15 protein-coding genes and 1 pseudogene are annotated in these 16,351 nt (G+C 59.3%); 11 read left to right on the top strand and 5 right to left on the bottom strand.

Annotation, left to right across the window (positions count from 1 at the left end; all coding sequences use genetic code 11):
* The first annotated feature begins 3 nt into the window (after nucleotides 1-3).
* The 7 genes from AC0V6X_RS09615 (at nucleotide 4) to tatC (ending at nucleotide 5,084) form a co-directional block, all read left to right on the top strand.
* The gene (locus AC0V6X_RS09615) at nucleotides 4-717 is read left to right on the top strand and encodes an SPOR domain-containing protein (RefSeq protein WP_486184334.1); all 714 of its coding nucleotides are present in this window, start codon (nucleotides 4-6) and stop codon (nucleotides 715-717) included.
* A gap of 124 nt (nucleotides 718-841) precedes the next feature.
* Nucleotides 842-1,864, top strand: a complete 1,023-nt coding sequence (gene nagZ, locus AC0V6X_RS09610; protein ID WP_486185561.1) for a beta-N-acetylhexosaminidase — start codon at nucleotides 842-844, stop codon at nucleotides 1,862-1,864.
* 68 nt (nucleotides 1,865-1,932) lie between these two features.
* Nucleotides 1,933-2,754, top strand: a complete 822-nt coding sequence (locus AC0V6X_RS09605; RefSeq protein WP_486185560.1) for a segregation and condensation protein A — start codon at nucleotides 1,933-1,935, stop codon at nucleotides 2,752-2,754.
* Nucleotides 2,751-3,437 carry an SMC-Scp complex subunit ScpB gene (gene scpB / locus AC0V6X_RS09600; protein WP_486184333.1) on the top strand — a complete coding sequence of 229 codons (687 nt, stop codon included), beginning with the start codon at nucleotides 2,751-2,753 and terminating at the stop codon, nucleotides 3,435-3,437. The genes AC0V6X_RS09605 and scpB overlap by 4 nt, the downstream gene beginning before the upstream one ends.
* A 101-nt stretch (nucleotides 3,438-3,538) precedes the next feature.
* Complete coding sequence (locus tag AC0V6X_RS09595) at nucleotides 3,539-3,772, top strand: twin-arginine translocase TatA/TatE family subunit (protein WP_486184332.1); 234 nt, start codon at nucleotides 3,539-3,541, stop codon at nucleotides 3,770-3,772.
* A 45-nt stretch (nucleotides 3,773-3,817) separates the two neighbouring features.
* Nucleotides 3,818-4,207, top strand: coding sequence for a Sec-independent protein translocase protein TatB (tatB, locus tag AC0V6X_RS09590; RefSeq protein ID WP_486184331.1), 390 nt, complete (start codon nucleotides 3,818-3,820; stop codon nucleotides 4,205-4,207).
* 7 nt (nucleotides 4,208-4,214) lie between these two features.
* The gene (tatC, locus tag AC0V6X_RS09585) at nucleotides 4,215-5,084 is read left to right on the top strand and encodes a twin-arginine translocase subunit TatC (RefSeq protein WP_486184330.1); all 870 of its coding nucleotides are present in this window, start codon (nucleotides 4,215-4,217) and stop codon (nucleotides 5,082-5,084) included.
* Between the two features lie 131 nt (nucleotides 5,085-5,215).
* Here the strand turns inward: tatC and AC0V6X_RS09580 are convergent, their stop codons facing one another.
* The 3 genes and pseudogenes from AC0V6X_RS09580 to AC0V6X_RS09570 form a co-directional block, all read right to left on the bottom strand.
* Complete coding sequence (locus AC0V6X_RS09580) at nucleotides 5,216-5,434, bottom strand: hypothetical protein (protein WP_486184329.1); 219 nt, start codon at nucleotides 5,432-5,434, stop codon at nucleotides 5,216-5,218.
* Between the two features lie 381 nt (nucleotides 5,435-5,815).
* Nucleotides 5,816-7,480 carry an amidohydrolase gene (locus tag AC0V6X_RS09575; RefSeq protein ID WP_486184328.1) on the bottom strand — a complete coding sequence of 555 codons (1,665 nt, stop codon included), beginning with the start codon at nucleotides 7,478-7,480 and terminating at the stop codon, nucleotides 5,816-5,818.
* A pseudogene (locus tag AC0V6X_RS09570) lies at nucleotides 7,480-8,391 on the bottom strand (NAD(P)-dependent oxidoreductase); the annotation flags it as partial. The gene AC0V6X_RS09575 and the pseudogene AC0V6X_RS09570, both read right to left, overlap by 1 nt.
* 137 nt (nucleotides 8,392-8,528) lie before the next feature.
* Between AC0V6X_RS09570 and AC0V6X_RS09565 the strand changes: the two are divergent.
* Both AC0V6X_RS09565 and AC0V6X_RS09560 read left to right on the top strand, forming a co-directional pair.
* A complete protein-coding gene (locus AC0V6X_RS09565) occupies nucleotides 8,529-9,770 on the top strand; it encodes a threonine ammonia-lyase (RefSeq protein ID WP_486184327.1) in 1,242 nt (413 codons plus the stop codon).
* Nucleotides 9,771-10,037: 267 nt separating this feature from the next.
* On the top strand, nucleotides 10,038-10,889 hold the full coding sequence (locus AC0V6X_RS09560) for an arginyltransferase (RefSeq protein ID WP_486184326.1): 852 nt from the start codon (nucleotides 10,038-10,040) through the stop codon (nucleotides 10,887-10,889).
* A gap of 34 nt (nucleotides 10,890-10,923) precedes the next feature.
* Here AC0V6X_RS09560 and AC0V6X_RS09555 read toward each other — a convergent pair whose 3' ends face one another.
* Nucleotides 10,924-11,652 carry a lysozyme gene (locus tag AC0V6X_RS09555; protein WP_486184325.1) on the bottom strand — a complete coding sequence of 243 codons (729 nt, stop codon included), beginning with the start codon at nucleotides 11,650-11,652 and terminating at the stop codon, nucleotides 10,924-10,926.
* A 205-nt stretch (nucleotides 11,653-11,857) separates the two neighbouring features.
* On the opposite strand from AC0V6X_RS09555, the gene AC0V6X_RS09550 reads away from it, so the two are divergent.
* Both AC0V6X_RS09550 and AC0V6X_RS09545 read left to right on the top strand, forming a co-directional pair.
* Complete coding sequence (locus AC0V6X_RS09550) at nucleotides 11,858-12,067, top strand: helix-turn-helix transcriptional regulator (RefSeq protein WP_486184324.1); 210 nt, start codon at nucleotides 11,858-11,860, stop codon at nucleotides 12,065-12,067.
* Nucleotides 12,064-12,732 carry a hypothetical protein gene (locus AC0V6X_RS09545; protein ID WP_486184323.1) on the top strand — a complete coding sequence of 223 codons (669 nt, stop codon included), beginning with the start codon at nucleotides 12,064-12,066 and terminating at the stop codon, nucleotides 12,730-12,732. Before AC0V6X_RS09550 ends, AC0V6X_RS09545 begins: the two co-directional genes overlap by 4 nt.
* Nucleotides 12,733-12,815: 83 nt before the next feature.
* Here AC0V6X_RS09545 and AC0V6X_RS09540 read toward each other — a convergent pair whose 3' ends face one another.
* A complete protein-coding gene (locus tag AC0V6X_RS09540) occupies nucleotides 12,816-16,220 on the bottom strand; it encodes an autotransporter domain-containing protein (protein WP_486184322.1) in 3,405 nt (1,134 codons plus the stop codon).
* Nucleotides 16,221-16,351 lie beyond the last annotated feature (131 nt).

Raw genomic sequence — 16,351 nt, 5'->3', positions numbered from 1 at the left:
GGCGTGATTATCGAAGCCGAATTTGAAGACGCTGAAACGGGCGATGCAGGGGGCAATGCTGGGGGCGAAGCAACAGACGGAGAGCTGGACCTCTCCGCCGATGACAGCCTGCCTTGGCTCGAAGCCGACGAAGACGATGACAATGCGGGCGGCGTGGACACGACTCAGGTCGTAATTGTCGCTCTGTTCCTGATTGCAATGTTGGTCGCCGTGGTTGGCAGCGTTTGGTATTTTGGCGGCAAGAAGCCTAGCGAGGTCGTCGCCGATGGCAGCACGATCGAAGCGCCGGATACGCCGATCAAAGAACGCCCCGACGACCCCGGCGGCAAGGAATTTGACGGCACGGGCGATGTTGCTCCTGTGGTTGCTCAAGGTGAACAGCGCGACGGCGTTGTCGCAACCGGTGACGGGGCTGAAGGCGGAGCGGGCGCCGATGGCGCTGATGGTGCCGATGGCGCGGCTTCCGAAACATCCTCTGCGACGGGGGTTGGCGTGCAACTTGCCGCTTACAGCTCGCGTGCTCGGGCAGAGCAGGGCTGGGGCGAGATTGCAGCGCGGACCGGCGCATTGAACGGCTTCCGCTATCGGATCGAAGAAGGCGTTGTCGACATTGGCACGGTCTATCGTTTGCAGGCCGTTGCGCCTGACCGCGCGGCTGCCAATGCCCTTTGCGCGGCGTTGAAGGCCGACGGGATCGACTGTCAGGTGAAGGGCTAAACAGGGCGTTTTCCGCGAGAATGGCCCGCAAACGGGTGTTTCTCACCGGATTTCCACCCAAATTCGCGCCGACTCTGTGGTTAGCGCGCTTGCCTGATTGGGCACTCGCTGCGACATTTCCTTCATGATTCCGGTGATTTTCGGCTGTAGCGGTCCTCGATTGACCGATGAGGAACGCGACTTCTTTCGCGCGGCCGATCCGGCTGGCTACATCCTGTTTGGCCGCAATTGTGAAACGCCGGAGCAATTGCGCGCGTTGACTGACGAATTGCGCGAGTTGCACGGGCGCGAGCGGCTTTTGATCTCGATTGATCAAGAAGGTGGGCGCGTGGCGCGTCTGCGTCCTCCGCATTGGGCGGCCTATCCCTCAGGGGAGGCGTTCGATAAATTATTCGCGCTGGCCCCGGCGAGCGCGATTGAAGCGGCGTGTGTGGGCGCGAAGGCGATGGCGCTGGAACTGTCGGCAATGGGCATCACGGTTGACTATCACCCTCCGCTCGATGTCCGGCAGGCGGGCGCGCATGATGTGATCGGGGACCGCTCGCTCGGCTCTGACCCGGTGCAGGTTGCCGCGATTGGCCGCGCGATTCTCGACGGACTTGCTGCGGGCGGGGTGACCGGGTGCATCAAGCATATGCCAGGCCATGGGCGCTCGATGTGCGACACGCATAAGGAAATGCCGACGGTTCATGCGAGCGCGGAAGAGCTGGAGCATGATATCGCTCCGTTCCGCTCGCTGAATTCGGCGTTGATCGGGATGACGGGACATCTCAAATTCCCAGTCTGGGATGAGGAAAATCCGGCGACTCTCTCCGAGACAATCATCCGCGATATCATCCGGGGTGAGATCGGCTTTGACGGACTGCTGCTAACCGATGATATCGACATGGAAGCGCTCGACGGAATGATCCCGCAGCGCGCGGCCCGTGCGCAGGCTGCTGGATGCGATATCATATTGAATTGTTGGGCAAAAATGCCCGATATGGAGGGTGTCTGCGAAGCCCTTTCCCCCATGTCAAAGGCCGTCCAAACCCGCCTCGACGCCGCCCTTCTTGATACTCGCCTCACGGATGTACTTGATCAACAAACCCCCGAACTCCTGGCCAAACGCGACGCACTTTTGGCCCTGACCGGGGAGGCGGCATGACATCCGAAAACGAAGACGGCTTCATGCTAACCGGCGACGCGGCAGGAGCCTCAGAACCCACCGCGCAAATGCCTGACGGCTGGGAAGACGAAACCGGCAAGCAAGGCGCGAAAAAGGGCGACGAGGCGCTCTATCTCGAGCTTGACGGATGGGAAGGCCCGCTCGATTTGCTGCTCGATCTTGCCCGCCGGCAGAAAGTTGATCTGCGGCAAATCTCGATCTTGGCGCTGGTGGATCAATACCTCACCTATATCGAGCGCGCGCAGGATCTTCGGCTGGAGTTGGCAGCGGATTATCTGGTGATGGCGGCCTGGCTCGCCTACCTCAAATCCGCGCTACTCTTGCCCAAGGATGAGCAAGAGGATCCCAGCCCCGAAGAGCTTGCTCTGCGTCTGCAATTGCGCCTCCAACGGCTAGGCGCCATGCGAGAGGCGGCGGCGCGATTGATGGGGCGCGACCGGATTGGCCGCGACATCTTTCTGCGCGGCGCTCCTGAGGGGCTGCGGACCAACCGCAAGATTCTCTGGCGTTCGGACGCTTATTCGCTGATCCAGGCCTACGGGCAGGTCAAGGCCCGCACCGCGCCGCGCATCTACCACGTCTCAGATCGGCCGGTGATGACCCTCGACAGCGCGCTAGACCGCGTTTCGGCGATGTTGGGCGTGACGCTGGAGTGGATGGAAATTCGCGACTTCCTGCCCAAACACGCCGAACCTGAACTGAGGCGCTCAGCGCTTGCTTCAAGCTTTGTCGCCGCGCTTGAGTTGGCACGATTGGGGCGGGCCGAGATCGCGCAGGAGGAGGCGTTCGCTCCCCTTCGTATCCGCCGCTTAAAGCAGTCAGCTGCTCAACAAGGTGCGCCGACTACGACTGAGGAGGCGCCCGCGTGACGCAAGAGGCGGAAAGTCATCCATCATCGGCAGAACCCGATGAAATCGAACGGGGCCTCGAAGCCACCCTATTCGCCGCCGAAGAGCCGCTTTCGGTTGATGATCTTGCTGCGCATCTGGGTGGATTGGAGAAATCGGCAGTGCGCGACGGGCTAAAGTCCCTCGCCGCCCATTACGAAAAGCGCGGCGTTCAACTGGTTGAGAGGGGCAAGCGCTGGCACTTTGAGACCGCCGCCGACATGGCACATCTACTTCGCCGCGAGAAAGAGCAGGTCCGCCGCCTCAGCCGCGCCGCAACCGAAGTGCTTGCGATCATCGCTTATCACGAACCTGTTAGTCGCGCTGAGATCGAATCGATCCGCGGCGTGCAGACCAGCTCCGGCACGCTCGACGTATTGATGCAGGCGGGCTGGATTAAGCTTGCTGGCCGACGCGAAGTGCCTGGGCGACCTGTGATCTATGCAACCACACCTGAGTTTCTCGACCACTTTGGCCTTGAGACGCGGCGCGATCTGCCGGGGATGGATGAGCTGAAAGCGGCAGGCCTGCTCGATCCTGTCGATGATGCCTTTGAGGAGGCAATGGGAGCGGGATCGGAAGAGGATCCGGACAGCGACCAGCCCGCCGAAGACGCTGAGGAGGATGCTTTTGTAGAGGCTCAGCAGACCGACGCGACAGACTGACACAGCTTGTTGACTGGCGCAGCGCGCGCTTCATGCCTATATTGTGTTGAAACCCAACCCCGGACACACCCCTGAAACGGGGCAATCAAGAGAGAAAACGCATGGGCGGTATCGGAATCTGGCAGATCCTCATTGTGGCGCTGGTCATCCTTGTCCTGTTTGGACGCGGTCGCATTTCGGAGATGATGGGCGATTTCGGCAAAGGCATTTCGAGCTTTAAAAAGGGCATGAGCGAGGAAGAGGCGACAAAGCCTGCCTCCAAGGCTCAGATCGAAGCGCCCGCGAAAGATGCGGCCGAAGCTAAGGCGAGCGAGAAGAGCGACTCCGCCAGCTAAATCTCGCCTGGCGCTCGCTACACCGCGCGCTTTTCAGGAACTTGCATGTTCGACATCGCTGCCACTGAACTTCTGGTGATCATCATCGTCGCGGTCTTAGTGATCGGGCCGAAGGACATGCCTGCCGCGATGCGCACGGCCGGCCGCTGGATCGGTAAGGTTCGCAAAGTCTCCTCTCATTTCCGCACAGGCGTCGACGCGATGGTTCGCGAGGCTGAGCTGGAAGATATGGAGAAGAAGTGGAAAGCGCAGAACGAAGAGATCATGCGCCGCTCTGCTGCTTCGAGTGAGGCTTCCGCAGGTGAGCCGGTAATGACGGGGCCTCCTCCGGTTGAAGATGATGCTGGGGCTCAGACAGCTGAAGCGGTTGTTTCCGAACCCCCTAAGCCGGTTTCTCCGCAGCCTCCCGTATCAACCGACAAGAACAGCGAATAAGTCGGTCATGGCGTTTGAGATCAAAGACATAGACGAGACCCGTGCTCCGTTGCTCGACCACCTTATCGAGCTGCGCGCGCGACTGGTGCGCGCTGTCTTTGCATTGTTGATTGGGTTTGGGATTTGTTTTTACTTCGCCGACCCGATTCTCGGATACCTGGTTCAGCCCTTGAAGGACGCCTTTCCGGAAGGGGAAGGCCAGCTGATCTTTACAAAGCTACCGGAGATTTTCTTCGTCGAGCTAAAAATTGGGCTGTTTGCTGGCTTCATGGTCAGCTTCCCGATCATCGCCAACCAATTGTGGGCATTTATCGCACCGGGGCTGTATGCGGAGGAGAAGAAGGCGTTCCTGCCGTTCCTGATCGCTACACCGATCTTATTCTTCAGCGGGGCGGCTTTGGCTTACTATGTGGTGATGCCTTTCGCCTTTACTTTCTTCCTGGGCTTTGGGGGAGAAGCGGGCGGGCTTGAGGTGCAGGCGCTGCCAGCGGCGGGGGACTACCTTGGGCTGGTGATGCAGTTTATCCTCGCCTTTGGGCTTACATTCCTGCTGCCAGTGCTGCTGATGCTTCTCCATATGGCTGGTATCGTAAAGCGCGATCAGCTTGTGGCTGCACGGCGCTACGTGATTGTTGGGATCGTTGCCTTGGCCGCTATCGTGACACCGCCCGATCCGGGGACACAGTTGATCCTCGCAGTGCCGCTTTACATGCTGTTCGAGGGATCGCTGCTGCTGATGCTGATCCTCGACCGGGCTAAGAAGCGCCGTGGCGAAAGCGGCGAGGACTCGGATAGCGAAGCTGAGGCAAGCGATGATGGGCTCAAGGCAACCGACGAGCCAGAGGGTAAGGATAACGACGGTTTGCCAGCCGAGTAGGTGGCACCATATTCGCAATAAGCATGGGGCCAGGCGAAAGGGGCCCAAATGGAAAGAGGCCCCGCAGTTCAGCAGAGCCTCTCTTTGATCCTTAAGCTGGATCAGCTGAGACTAAACCAGCTGGAGCCGCCTTACGGACTGGTTGGCTCATCATCGCCGCCGCCAGAGGCTGCGACAAGTCCGCCGATCACGACTGCGCCACCGAGTAGCGCAAGCAGAATGCCGTTGCTCCCTTCGATGCTTTCCCCTTCGATCGGGGCATTGGCGCGCTCAAATACGGCCTGCGCGATGGCTGGCGATGCTGCGAGCGAAAGCGCTGCAGTTGCCAGAGCGATGGTGCGAAATTTCATCAAGTCGTCTCCTTTAGAGTGTGTTGTTGACCAAACTCACCATCGAAACGGTGCGCTGGGCTGGCATTGGCATTTCCCCGAATTCGTATGAAACTGACGCTGCGAGGGAGAGCAGCGCAGTCCGTTTCAAACTGTTTTCTCGGTCAGGCCTTGAATTTCATGCGCGCTTTGCTTCGTTTGTGCAGAGCAGACTTAGGAAACGCAGACCCAGAAGCGACCGGCCAGAAACCGCGACTCTTGAAGGGAAGGACCATATTTCCTCCTACCAAAGCGCACGGCCTCTGACGCCACCTCAATCGGTGACTTCGGTGAGCAATTTATGAAATTCACACTATGAATCAAGCACCTAAGTAACACTACCTAGTGCGGATCGTGTGAGCGTTAACGATCTGAGCGCGCGAATACGCGTTGTCCCGCAATCCAGACCTCACTGACGCGCGTTTGGCGGATTTCATCGGGTGAGGAGAGCAAAGGATCGCGATCGACGAAGAGAAAGTCGGCGCGTTCTCCCACCACCAGACGACCGAATCGCCCATCGGCAAAGCCTGCAAAAGCAGCATCTGCCGTAAACGCGGCGAGGGCTTGTTCGCGAGAGACACTTTCGCGGGGTCGCCAGCCGCCAAACGGCTCGCCTGTCGCATCAGTGCGGCTGATCGCGCTGGCTATGCCCTGAAAAGGGTTGGTTCTGGCAGCAGGCGCGCCAGAGCCGAATGCGATTGTGCCGCCCGCTTCGAGCACGCTGCGCCATGCTTCGACACCTTCCAAACTGTCCTCATCAAGCAGCGCTTCTGCGGCTAGGCTTTGTGCGGGCAAGTGAGCAGGCTGCATCGAAGCGATGACACCATGATCTCCAAACCGTTCGAGATCGGCAGCGGCAACGAAGCCTGCACCCTCAACCCGCCAGCGCCGGTCCCCGGTATAGGTGAGCGCCAGTTCCTCGATGGCGAGCAGCAGCTCCTCATTCGCGCGGTCCCCTCGCGCCAGAACGGCGGTTTGAAAGTTGTCGAGCGCTGCGCGGCTCATCCGGTTGCGCAATTGCGCTGCGCTCATTTGCGGGATGCCGCGATTGGTGGGATCGTCCGAATAGGCCTCGGTTAGCCAAGCGCTGCGCGAGGTGAGAGTCCCATCCAACTCAAGTGCGAGGCCGTTTAGACGCAAGTGACCGTCATACAGCCATGGTGTCGGGCCAGAGCCTCCGATCAGCTCCATAACCTCTGGCGATCCGGCATAGGCCATGATCCGCACCCGCAATTGGCCAAGGTCGCCTGCGCGGCGATAGGTCATCCAGTCGATGAGGTCGGTCCCCATATCGGCGACCGCTGTCACTCCATTCGCCAGCAAGACCTCTTGGGCAAGAGCGAAGGCTGTGGCGCGGTCCTCTGGGCGCGGGGGAGGAATGTTGGCTTCGACAAGCTCCTTCGCAGTGCCGATGAACACGCCTTGAGGCGCGCCGCTCTCATCGCGGACAATCCGTCCGCCGAGCGGATCAACGGTCTCGCTATCGATGCCGGCCAGCTCCAAGGCGAGGCTGTTGCCCCAACCCGATGAGCCGTCCGCGCTCACGAGCCAGATCGGGCGGTCAGGCGCTATCGCATCGAGGTCAGCGGCCGTTGGAGCGCGTCCAAGGCCCCAGCGCAGCTCATCCCAGCCGCGCCCAAGGATCCAAGGGCGCCCCTGATTGGCTTCTGCAAAGGCAGCAATGCGGCCCAATATGGCATCAAGGCTGTCCGTATTCGCGAGGTCGAGCGTGAGCTCACCAAAGCCGATGTCCATGACGTTGACATGCGCATCGACCATTCCAGGAAGCATCACCTGACCATTGCCATCCATGGCGAAGTCTATGTCCTCAGGACGCTCTTCACCGCGCTCTAGGACGTGAGTGATGACGCCTTCATCATCGAAGACCAGCTGCGTGAAGCGCTTGACCGCTCCGCTCTCGTCAACCGTGATACCGTCAATATTGTAGACGAGTGTGTCTGCCGCAGCGGGGCTGGCAAGGGTAAGCGCACCGGCGGTCAATAAGGAACGCAACAGCTGTCCGCTCATCAGACGTCTTTCGCCTTGGGCAGGCGACTGATCAGCGCGCTGGTGTCGTGCCTGCTGCCTCCGTTCGCCTGCACATCGGCGTAGAACTGATCGACGAGCGCGGTGATGGGTGAGGACAGGCCGAGACGCTTCGCCTCATCCAGAGCATAGCCCAGATCCTTGCGCATCCAATCAATCGCAAAGCCAAAGTCAAACTCATCCTTCACCATCGTCGCCCAACGATTGTCCATCTGCCAGCTTTGCGCGGCACCTCCCGAGATCGCTTCATAGGTCTTGTCGAGGTCGAGCCCTGCGCCTTGTGCCAGCCGTACGCCCTCGCTCAGCCCTGCAAGCACTCCAGCAATGCACATTTGGTTGACCATCTTTGCGGTTTGGCCAGCTCCGGTCGGGCCGACATGGACAATGGCCTTGGCGTAAGCGTCCATGACTGGCTCTGCACGGGTCAAGTCTTCGGCGCTTCCCCCGCACATGATCGCGAGCTGGCCGCTTTCGGCGCCCGCTTGGCCTCCGCTCACTGGCGCGTCGACGAAACCGATGGAGCGCTCAGCGCAAGCCCCTCCCAGCCGCCGTGCCATGGTGGCAGAGGTGGTGGTGTGATCCACCAGCAGAGCACCATCCGAGAGTCCTGAGAGCACGCCGACATCGCCCAAGGTGACGCTTGCCAAATCCTCGTCATTGCCAACGCAGGTGAAGACTAGGGCTGCGCCCGCAGCCGCTTGGGCGGGCGTATCAGCAAACCGGATCGCAAGGCCCTCCTTGGCCCATGCATCACGCCAAGCCTGAGCGCGCTCTGGCGAGCGATTATAGGCGGTAACGGGGTAACCGGCCCTTGCGAGGTGAGCGGCCATGGGACCGCCCATCACGCCCAGGCCAATGAAAGCAATGTTTTGAGATTTGTCCATTTGTCGCCTTGCTAGAGCCTATCGCTGGCCTTGCCAATGTGTCGATCATGAAAGCGTTGCTGTTGGGGCGCATTAGAAAATGTTGGGGTCTTTGGCGGCGTTTCGAATTGCCCTCACGGCGTAGGGGGCTTAACCCAGCGCGCATTATGACAGCCAACGCTCCCATCGCCACTCCTGCCGATCTGACCATCGAAGACGTACGCGCGGCCGCTGCCCGGATTGAGGGCGCGATTGTAAAAACGCCGATGATGCACTCGATCACCCTGTCGGAGATTACGGGCGCGGACATTTGGCTCAAGTTTGAGAACCTTCAGTTCACCGCCGCCTATAAAGAGCGCGGCGCGCTGAACGCTCTGCTGCATTTGTCGGACGAGCAGAAAGAGCGCGGTGTGATTGCCGCATCGGCTGGCAACCATTCGCAAGGGCTTTCCTATCACGGGACCCGTCTTGGCGTGCCTGTGACCATCGTGATGCCCAAGACTACGCCGACAGTGAAGGTCATGCAGACCGAGAGTGTGGGCGGCAATGTGGTGCTTCATGGCGAGACCTTCGACGATGCGAGCGCCCATGCGCGTGAGCTTGAAGTCGAGCGCGGCCTGACCTTCGTTCACCCCTTCGACGACCCGCTAATCGCGGCGGGCCAGGGAACGGTCGCGCTTGAGATGCTGGACGTGAAGGACGACCTTGATTGCATCGTCACACCGATTGGCGGCGGCGGTCTGATCTCCGGCATGGCGACGGTTGCCAAGTCACTTAACCCCGATATCGAAGTGGTCGGCGTTCAGGCAGGTTTGTTCCCCTCCATGTTCTCGCGCATCAAAGGTGAGGCGCGCGATTGCGGCGGCGACACGCTTGCAGAAGGCATTGCGGTCAAGAACCCAGGTGAGTTCACCGCGCAAGTGATTGCTGAGCGGGTCGATGACATTCTCCTTGTCGATGAACCGGCCTTGGAAAAAGCGGTCGCACTGCTTCTCCAGATAGAGAAGACCGTGGTCGAAGGCGCCGGGGCTGCAGGTCTTGCCGCCGTGCTCGCCAATCCAGAGCGGTTTGCGGGCAAGTCGGTTGGTCTTGTCCTGTGCGGCGGCAATATCGATACGCGGCTGCTCGCCAATGTGTTGCTGCGTGATCTTGCGCGCCAAGGGCGTCTTGCGCGGCTCCGAGTGACCTTGCAGGATCGTCCCGGAGCACTGTTCAAGGTCATGCGGCTGTTCGATCAGCACAATGTCAACATCATCGAGATCTACCACCAGCGGATCTTCACGACGCTTCCGGCCAAGGGCCTTATCACGGACATCGAATGCGAAGCGCGTGATGCAGAGCAGGTCGAGCGTCTGGTCGCTGCTCTGCGCGCCGCGAAGTACCAAGTGCAGGTGGTTGAGCTCAACTGATTCGCACGCCTGAAGCCGTCTCCTCGGCCAACGGTTTAACTGCCTCCTGCTACCTGTCCCACAGTGCGACGCGCGGTTGCGCGGGCGTGAAGGATTACTCCAATCTGGCGCAAGTCTGTGCGCCGACTTGTGCAAAGTAATCCATTATTCACCCTGTTTTGTGGTTAAGGGTCTTTTACCGACGGAACCAAGAAGGCATAAGAATGTCTTAACAAACGCATCGTTGATTCCCGGAATCAGCCTCAAACAGAGGACCCAGCCCGACCCGTGACGGCACCCATTCGCTTCCCCCGATTCTTCGTGACCAGTCCTGCGCCGTGTCCGTACCTCCCTGGTCGGCAGGAGCGGAAAGTGTTCACAGAGCTGAAGGGCGCGCATGCGGACCAGCTGAACGAAGCCTTGGGTCGGATCGGTTTCCGCCGCAGCCAAACGGTCGCTTACCGCCCCAGTTGCCTCGATTGCCAGGCCTGTGTTTCGGTCCGCGTTGTGGCGAGCGAGTTCAAACCGTCGAGCACTCAGAAACGCGATATCAAGCGTAACCGCGACCTTGTCGTGACCGAATGCCGCCCTTGGGCAACGGATGAGCAGTTTGAGCTGCTGACCAAATACCTCGCCGTGCGCCATCCCGATGGTGGCATGTCGACCATGGATGAGCTCGACTATGCCGATATGGTGGAGCACACTCCGGTCACGTCTACACTGGTTGAGTATCGTGAGCCGAGCACCGATGGTTCACCCGGTAAGCTGGTCGGGGCATGTCTGACAGACCGTCAGGGCGATGGGCTGTCGATGATCTATTCCTTCTATGATCCCGATCATGAGGGTCGTGCAGGTCTGGGCAATTACATCATCCTCGATCACATTCAGCGCGCTGGGCGAAGCGGATTGCCCTACGTCTATCTCGGCTATTGGGTCGATGGCTCTCCGCGCATGCAGTACAAGGTCCGCTATCGCCCGCTCGAACGCCTGACCCGCGAAGGTTGGCAGCGCATGGATGCGGACGAGCAAAGCAAGCTGATCGCCGCCGCGACTGCTCCGCGTGACAAATCGGCAGAAGCGGCCGGCAAGCTTGGCAAGGATGGCCAGCAGTCGACATTCACGCCGACGAAGCCGTACTAGCTTTCAGCCAAACCAAAACCTGCCGGCCAATCCTTCAGCTTTCGTAGAGCTTCGCTTCCTCAGCGCGCCGCCGGACAAGCCCTTTCAGCACGCGGCCGCCGGCCATATTCCAGCGCGCAAATTCCGCGGCAGCTCCGGCATAGTCACCATCGACATGCTTGCGCGTCAGGGTCGCTCGGCCAATGGCGCCGGTGTTGTAGTGGAAGCTGACCATCGCATCGAACTGGTTCTGCGTGGTTGGTGTTGAGCCAATGGCCTTGGCAACATCGCGAGCATAACGGACCAAATCCTTGGTCAATCGCGCATCGCATTGTTTCTGCGTCCAGACTGTGCCGGGGCGAATGCGGTCGCGCTTCCCATCGCCTGTCTGGTCATCGATGCCGGTTGCACCCCAGCCGATGGTCCATGGGTCGCCGCCTGTACCGGGATCGGGATAGGCCTCAACTGAACCATTCTTACGCAGCCGTGCGCAGCCTTCAAACCGCTTGATCAGAGCGACGCCAGGCTCCGCGATACGCCGGCTTTTGCGACGGATCAGCGGGACGTTTGACACACTTGACACACTGTCCAGGGGCAAATTGTGCTCCGCTGCCTCGGAGCGCGTTTCAAGGCCTGTATCTGGATGGATTTCAAGGCCGCTTTCAATCGCTTCGTCGAGCGCATCGACCTCGCTCTGGCGAAAGCCGCGACCGATCAGACGGCGCACGGTGTCAAAAATGGGCTTACGATTGGGGCGGGCATTCGGATTAGCGGAGTGGGACATGACGAGTACCTCGGTGGCTTTGGTGGTGGCAGGGGTCAATTTCGAGGTCATCTGATTAGGCAGAAAAGGGCAGTGTAGGAAAATGCTTTGCGCGCACAGCCTCTGCGAATGCTTCCAATCACTTTGCCGCTTGTAAAGAGCTCTTGACTGACAAGAGGTCTTTACAGTAAAGAGCTCTTTACAGGTCGAATCAAGGACAAGCACTTTGCAAAACCGTCTGAAACATCACCGCGAGCTGGCCGGTTGGAGCCAAGGCGAACTGGCCAAGCGGCTGGGCGTCTCGCGGCAGACGATCAATGCGGTGGAGACCGACAAATACGATCCCTCGCTGCCGCTCGCATTGCGGATGGCGAAGCTGTTCGAAGTGGATGTGCCTGATCTGTTTATCGATGACTGGACACCGGAGGCGAAATGAACGCGATGACAAAAGACCCCGACAACAAGGCTTCAAAAGCCACGACTTGGTACCCCATAATCGCCGGCGCCTTGTTCGGCTTTACCGCTGTCTACATTGGCGAGGATCTTGTCTCAGGCGTGGCCAATGGGCAGAGCCTGTTTGACGTGATCAGCGTGTCGCAAGTTGCGGCCTTGCTTGTTGCTTTCCTCGTTCTCCTTTGTGCGCTTCTCGTGGCGATTGGATTTTCCGTGCCGCGCCTTGGCATCGCAATGAAAATGTTTGAAGACCGTGAGCAGTGGGAAGAAGAGCGCACCATGATGTGGCTGAGCACAGTCGGCTGCACAGCCTATGGCGCTGTGATGGTCATGCTCGCTCTCGCAGAACAATTCAGCTTTATTCAGAGCGTCCCTGCGCTTGCCGCGATTGGCGTGTTGGTGCTCGTTTTCTCCTATGCCGCCTGGCGATTGGTACGCGAATATGACGAGCTGTGGAGCGAGGTGAATTCTGAAACCTGCACCTATGCGATGTATCTGATGCTCATCATCGGCGGGTTGTGGTCGATTACCGCGCATCTGGAGTTCATACCCAGCCTGTCTGCGCTCGATTGGATTACGCTTCTGACTTTTGCCAGTCTGGTCGGAGCGATCATGGCGACGAAGAAACGCGGTATGCTCAACGACTGAGCTCGCCTGCCGTCATCCCTGCCATAGAAAAAGGGCCGCCCGGACAAGCTCCGGACGGCCCATATTTGTTGCTTCTTGCCTGATTAGAACCGGAAGGTTGCATCCGCACGGTAAACCTGCGTGTTTGCTCGATCGCGGCCGATGGTGGTGTCGATGCCTAGGCCGAAGGAGAGCGGGCCTTCGCCAATTGTCGCATAGGCGCCAACTTCGACCCATGTGCTTTCATTGCCGTTCAGCACAAATGGTGCGGTCGGACCGTTGCCGGCTGCGAACTGCGCATCGAGAAGCTGATTGCCGTCGTCGAATTCCCAAACCAACTGAGTGGTTGCGTTTACGCGGATGCCTTTGCCCTGACGTTCAAAGTCCATACCGGTGCGCAGTTGTGCACTCTCGAAAGCCTCACGCTCTAACCGAAGCGCCAGCGTGCCGCCGCTTTCCGTGACCGTATCAAGCTCAACGCGAGCATAGCGCGCCTCAACCGTCGGCGAGAACGTGTTGTTGCCCGAAGGGATATCGTAGGACAGTCCCAACGCGCCCGATAACATTGTGTCGCTGCTGTCACTGATCAAGGTTTGCGGCGTGCCAACGAAGTTAACAGTACGCTCTGTATCAAAGCTCAACTGCCCGAGAGAGACTTGGCCATCTATGATCAAGCCGCTCTCGATTTGATGACGTGCATAGACTGAAGCAGCGATGGTTTCGCTGTCGACATCTTGCCCAACTGTATCCGCTTCGATGTCCGAAAAGTAGCCTGAGAACCCGATCATTGTGCGATCACCGGCATAGTACTCAACGCCGCCAGAGACGAAGAAGCCGTTGGTTTGGGTTTCAATATCAAAACCGGTCAATGAGTCGGCCTCGCCCACAATCGCTCCTCCAGCCAGATAGATAGCGATGTTCTCTGGAAGGTTGGCCTCGGTCACTTCGGAGGTCTCACTGCCGCCTTGCAGGGCCAATGCTCCTGCACCGACCGGCTGGCCGATACGCTGAGACGCCATCTGCACCGTTTGAAGCGGAGCTCCAGTGACGGCAATCGTACCGCCCGCTCGCGAGCGATCTGCTTCACGCAGACGCTGGTCGTTAAAGCCCTGTACGAGGTTGACCGATTGTTGAGTCACGGCATTGACGCCGCCTTCAGTCACAGGCGCCAACCCGCGGAACGTGTCCTGGATCGTTGCCGCATCAGCAAAGTCGAGCGAGTAGATATCCGCCAGTGCGCCGTTGGTACGGTTCTGGTCGAACAGCTGCGCGTAGGCCGTCTGGATCGGATCGTCCGCATCGATGACCGAGGCATAGTCGGCAGCGTCGATCGTCATCAGCACGGTGGTGTCGGTATAAGTGAAGGACTGGCTCAGGATCGCGGAAATGTCCGTCTCCTGAAACGCGCCAGTGATACCGCCATCGGCAACTAGGATCGTGTAGACCTGACCGTTGCCGTTGACCTGGTCGAAGACGCCTTGGCCAAGGCCAACGATGCCGCCCAGGCTTGCCTCGCCCGTCACTTGGACAAGGTCAGCGCCGCCAGCATTGTTGATGTCGGTGAGGATCGTTGCGCCCGAAGACAGGATCAGGCTGCCATCGATGGTCAGCGTGTTGATCGTGCCCATCTCGCCGGGCGAGATTGCGCCGACGATGTTGGTCAGGAACGGGGTTTCAACCGTGCCGGTCCCGCCAAGGATACCGCCGAAGAGGGTGAAGTCACCCGGCGTGGTGAGCACGCCATCAACCATTACCATGCCGCCGAACTGACTGATGTTAATGAGTGATGTGAGATCACCATCACTACCAATGTCGAGGCCCGCTGCATCGCGCACCGTCAGGCGGTCGATGGTCACTTCGCTCGAAAGCGTGGTGGTGCCTTCACCGCTGAGCGTCACGTCAAAGTAACGCGCATCCACAGCCAGCGTCGGATCGGCGCTGACTGTCGGATCGACGTTGTCAGGCACAAAGTCGGTTGCGCCGACAAGGCCATTGGCCAAGGTCGCAGCGGGCAGAGTGTCACCCGTGTTCTGAGCCTGCTCTTCGGAGAACTCAGGTCCGCCGGTAAGCGAGAAGCTGCTCACATCGTCAAAGCCGATTTCCGAGCTTTCGCCCGTGCCGAAATCGTACCAGCCGCGATTGTTGCCAATCACTTCGGTGATGGTGCCGCGGTCGACATCTCCTGTCCCGCCCATGCCCATTGCTGGGGCAGGAGCCGTGCTGAACGTCTCACCGGTCGCCGTATCAAAGCAGAAATCACCCGGTCCGCCGAATTCAATGCAGATTTGGCCGAAGTCGCCTTGTGTGCCATCAGGACCCAGCTCAGGTGTGTCTGGAATTCCGTTCACAATCGCGCCCGTGTCGTCGATGATGCGATAGGCTGGGTCGAGTAGGGTCTGCCAGTGATCCGCATCTTCCCAAGCCCCGTCACCGCCGACCGTGCCGACGTAGCGATAGGGGTTATTGGCAGAGATGTACTCCCAATAGAGGAATAGTGGCTGGTAGAAGCTGCTGCCACCAATCGAGCTGAATGGCGTAGCGCCGCCGAAGAAACGCGAACCGCCCGACAGAACGCCGATGACGATGTCTTCGTCAGTAATCGCGTTATTCTCTGCATCAAGGATCAGCGGGCCGCCGGAATCGCCGCCCGCAGTCGTACCTTCATTCGGGCGCGCATCATCGCGGTGGACGTTGAATGAGAAGAACCCTTCAGGAGAGTTCCGGTCCTGTGGGTCAAAATCCGTCACGTACAGGTTCTGTGGGAAGGTCTCTGGACTAGGGCCAAAGACGATGTTGTTACGATCATCCAGAGAGTTCAGGCCGCCAAGGATGTTCTCAGCCGCGCGGCGACGGAAGTCGATGCCGAAAATCGAGCCCTGCGTTGCAGTGCCGGTGCCACCGTAGCCGGTAATGTCGACATTATAGCCTGTGCCGGTAACCGGATCGATCTCATCCGGGGTTGGCAGCGGCGAGAACAGCAGCGCCCAAGTTGGGATGTTGGCCGCAGGCGTGTCGAGTGTCGCAACCGCAACATCGGCTTCAATAAAGCCAAGCCCGAAAGCGTCCTCGAGCGAGCGCTGGTCATATTTGATCTGGTTGATGTTGTAGACTTGCAGAGCGGTGTTGGTCTGCGACGTACCGAACCAGTTCAGTATGCCGGGGAAGGCGTCGAAGTTGAAGCCGACAGCGCCGCGGACGGTCGTGCCGTAATCAGTCTCCGGACGGCTGTTCACGCAGTGCGCTGCGAACAGAACGGTGCGCGGGTTGATCAGCGAGCCTGTGCAGATGCCGATGCCGCCTTGGCCGATGACATTGGTCACAATCATGCCAACGCCATCATATTCGCCTTCGGTATCGACGATAGCTTCGGAGTCGGTGTCTTCGTTCGGGACGACGCTGACATCGTCGACAGAAGCTTGCGCATGCGCAGTGGTGGCCATTGCGCTGGCTGCAAGAACGAAGGTTGCTGAGCCGGTCAGCAAGCGGGTGATAGAGGATTTGGTTTTCAAGAGAGCGCCCCTTTGAAGGTCAATAATCCAATATAAATTCTCGAAAGGGGTCGCGGTTCCGCAAAAGCACGAGATGCTTAGCGCGAATCTTCTACCCCCAAAGATATAAGAGACTTTGCGTAGGGGAGGCG

It is taken from the genome of Erythrobacter sp. S267, assembly GCF_057365045.1.
The sequence above is the reverse complement of the archived record's forward strand: the minus strand, read 5'-3'. Positions and strand labels throughout refer to the sequence as shown.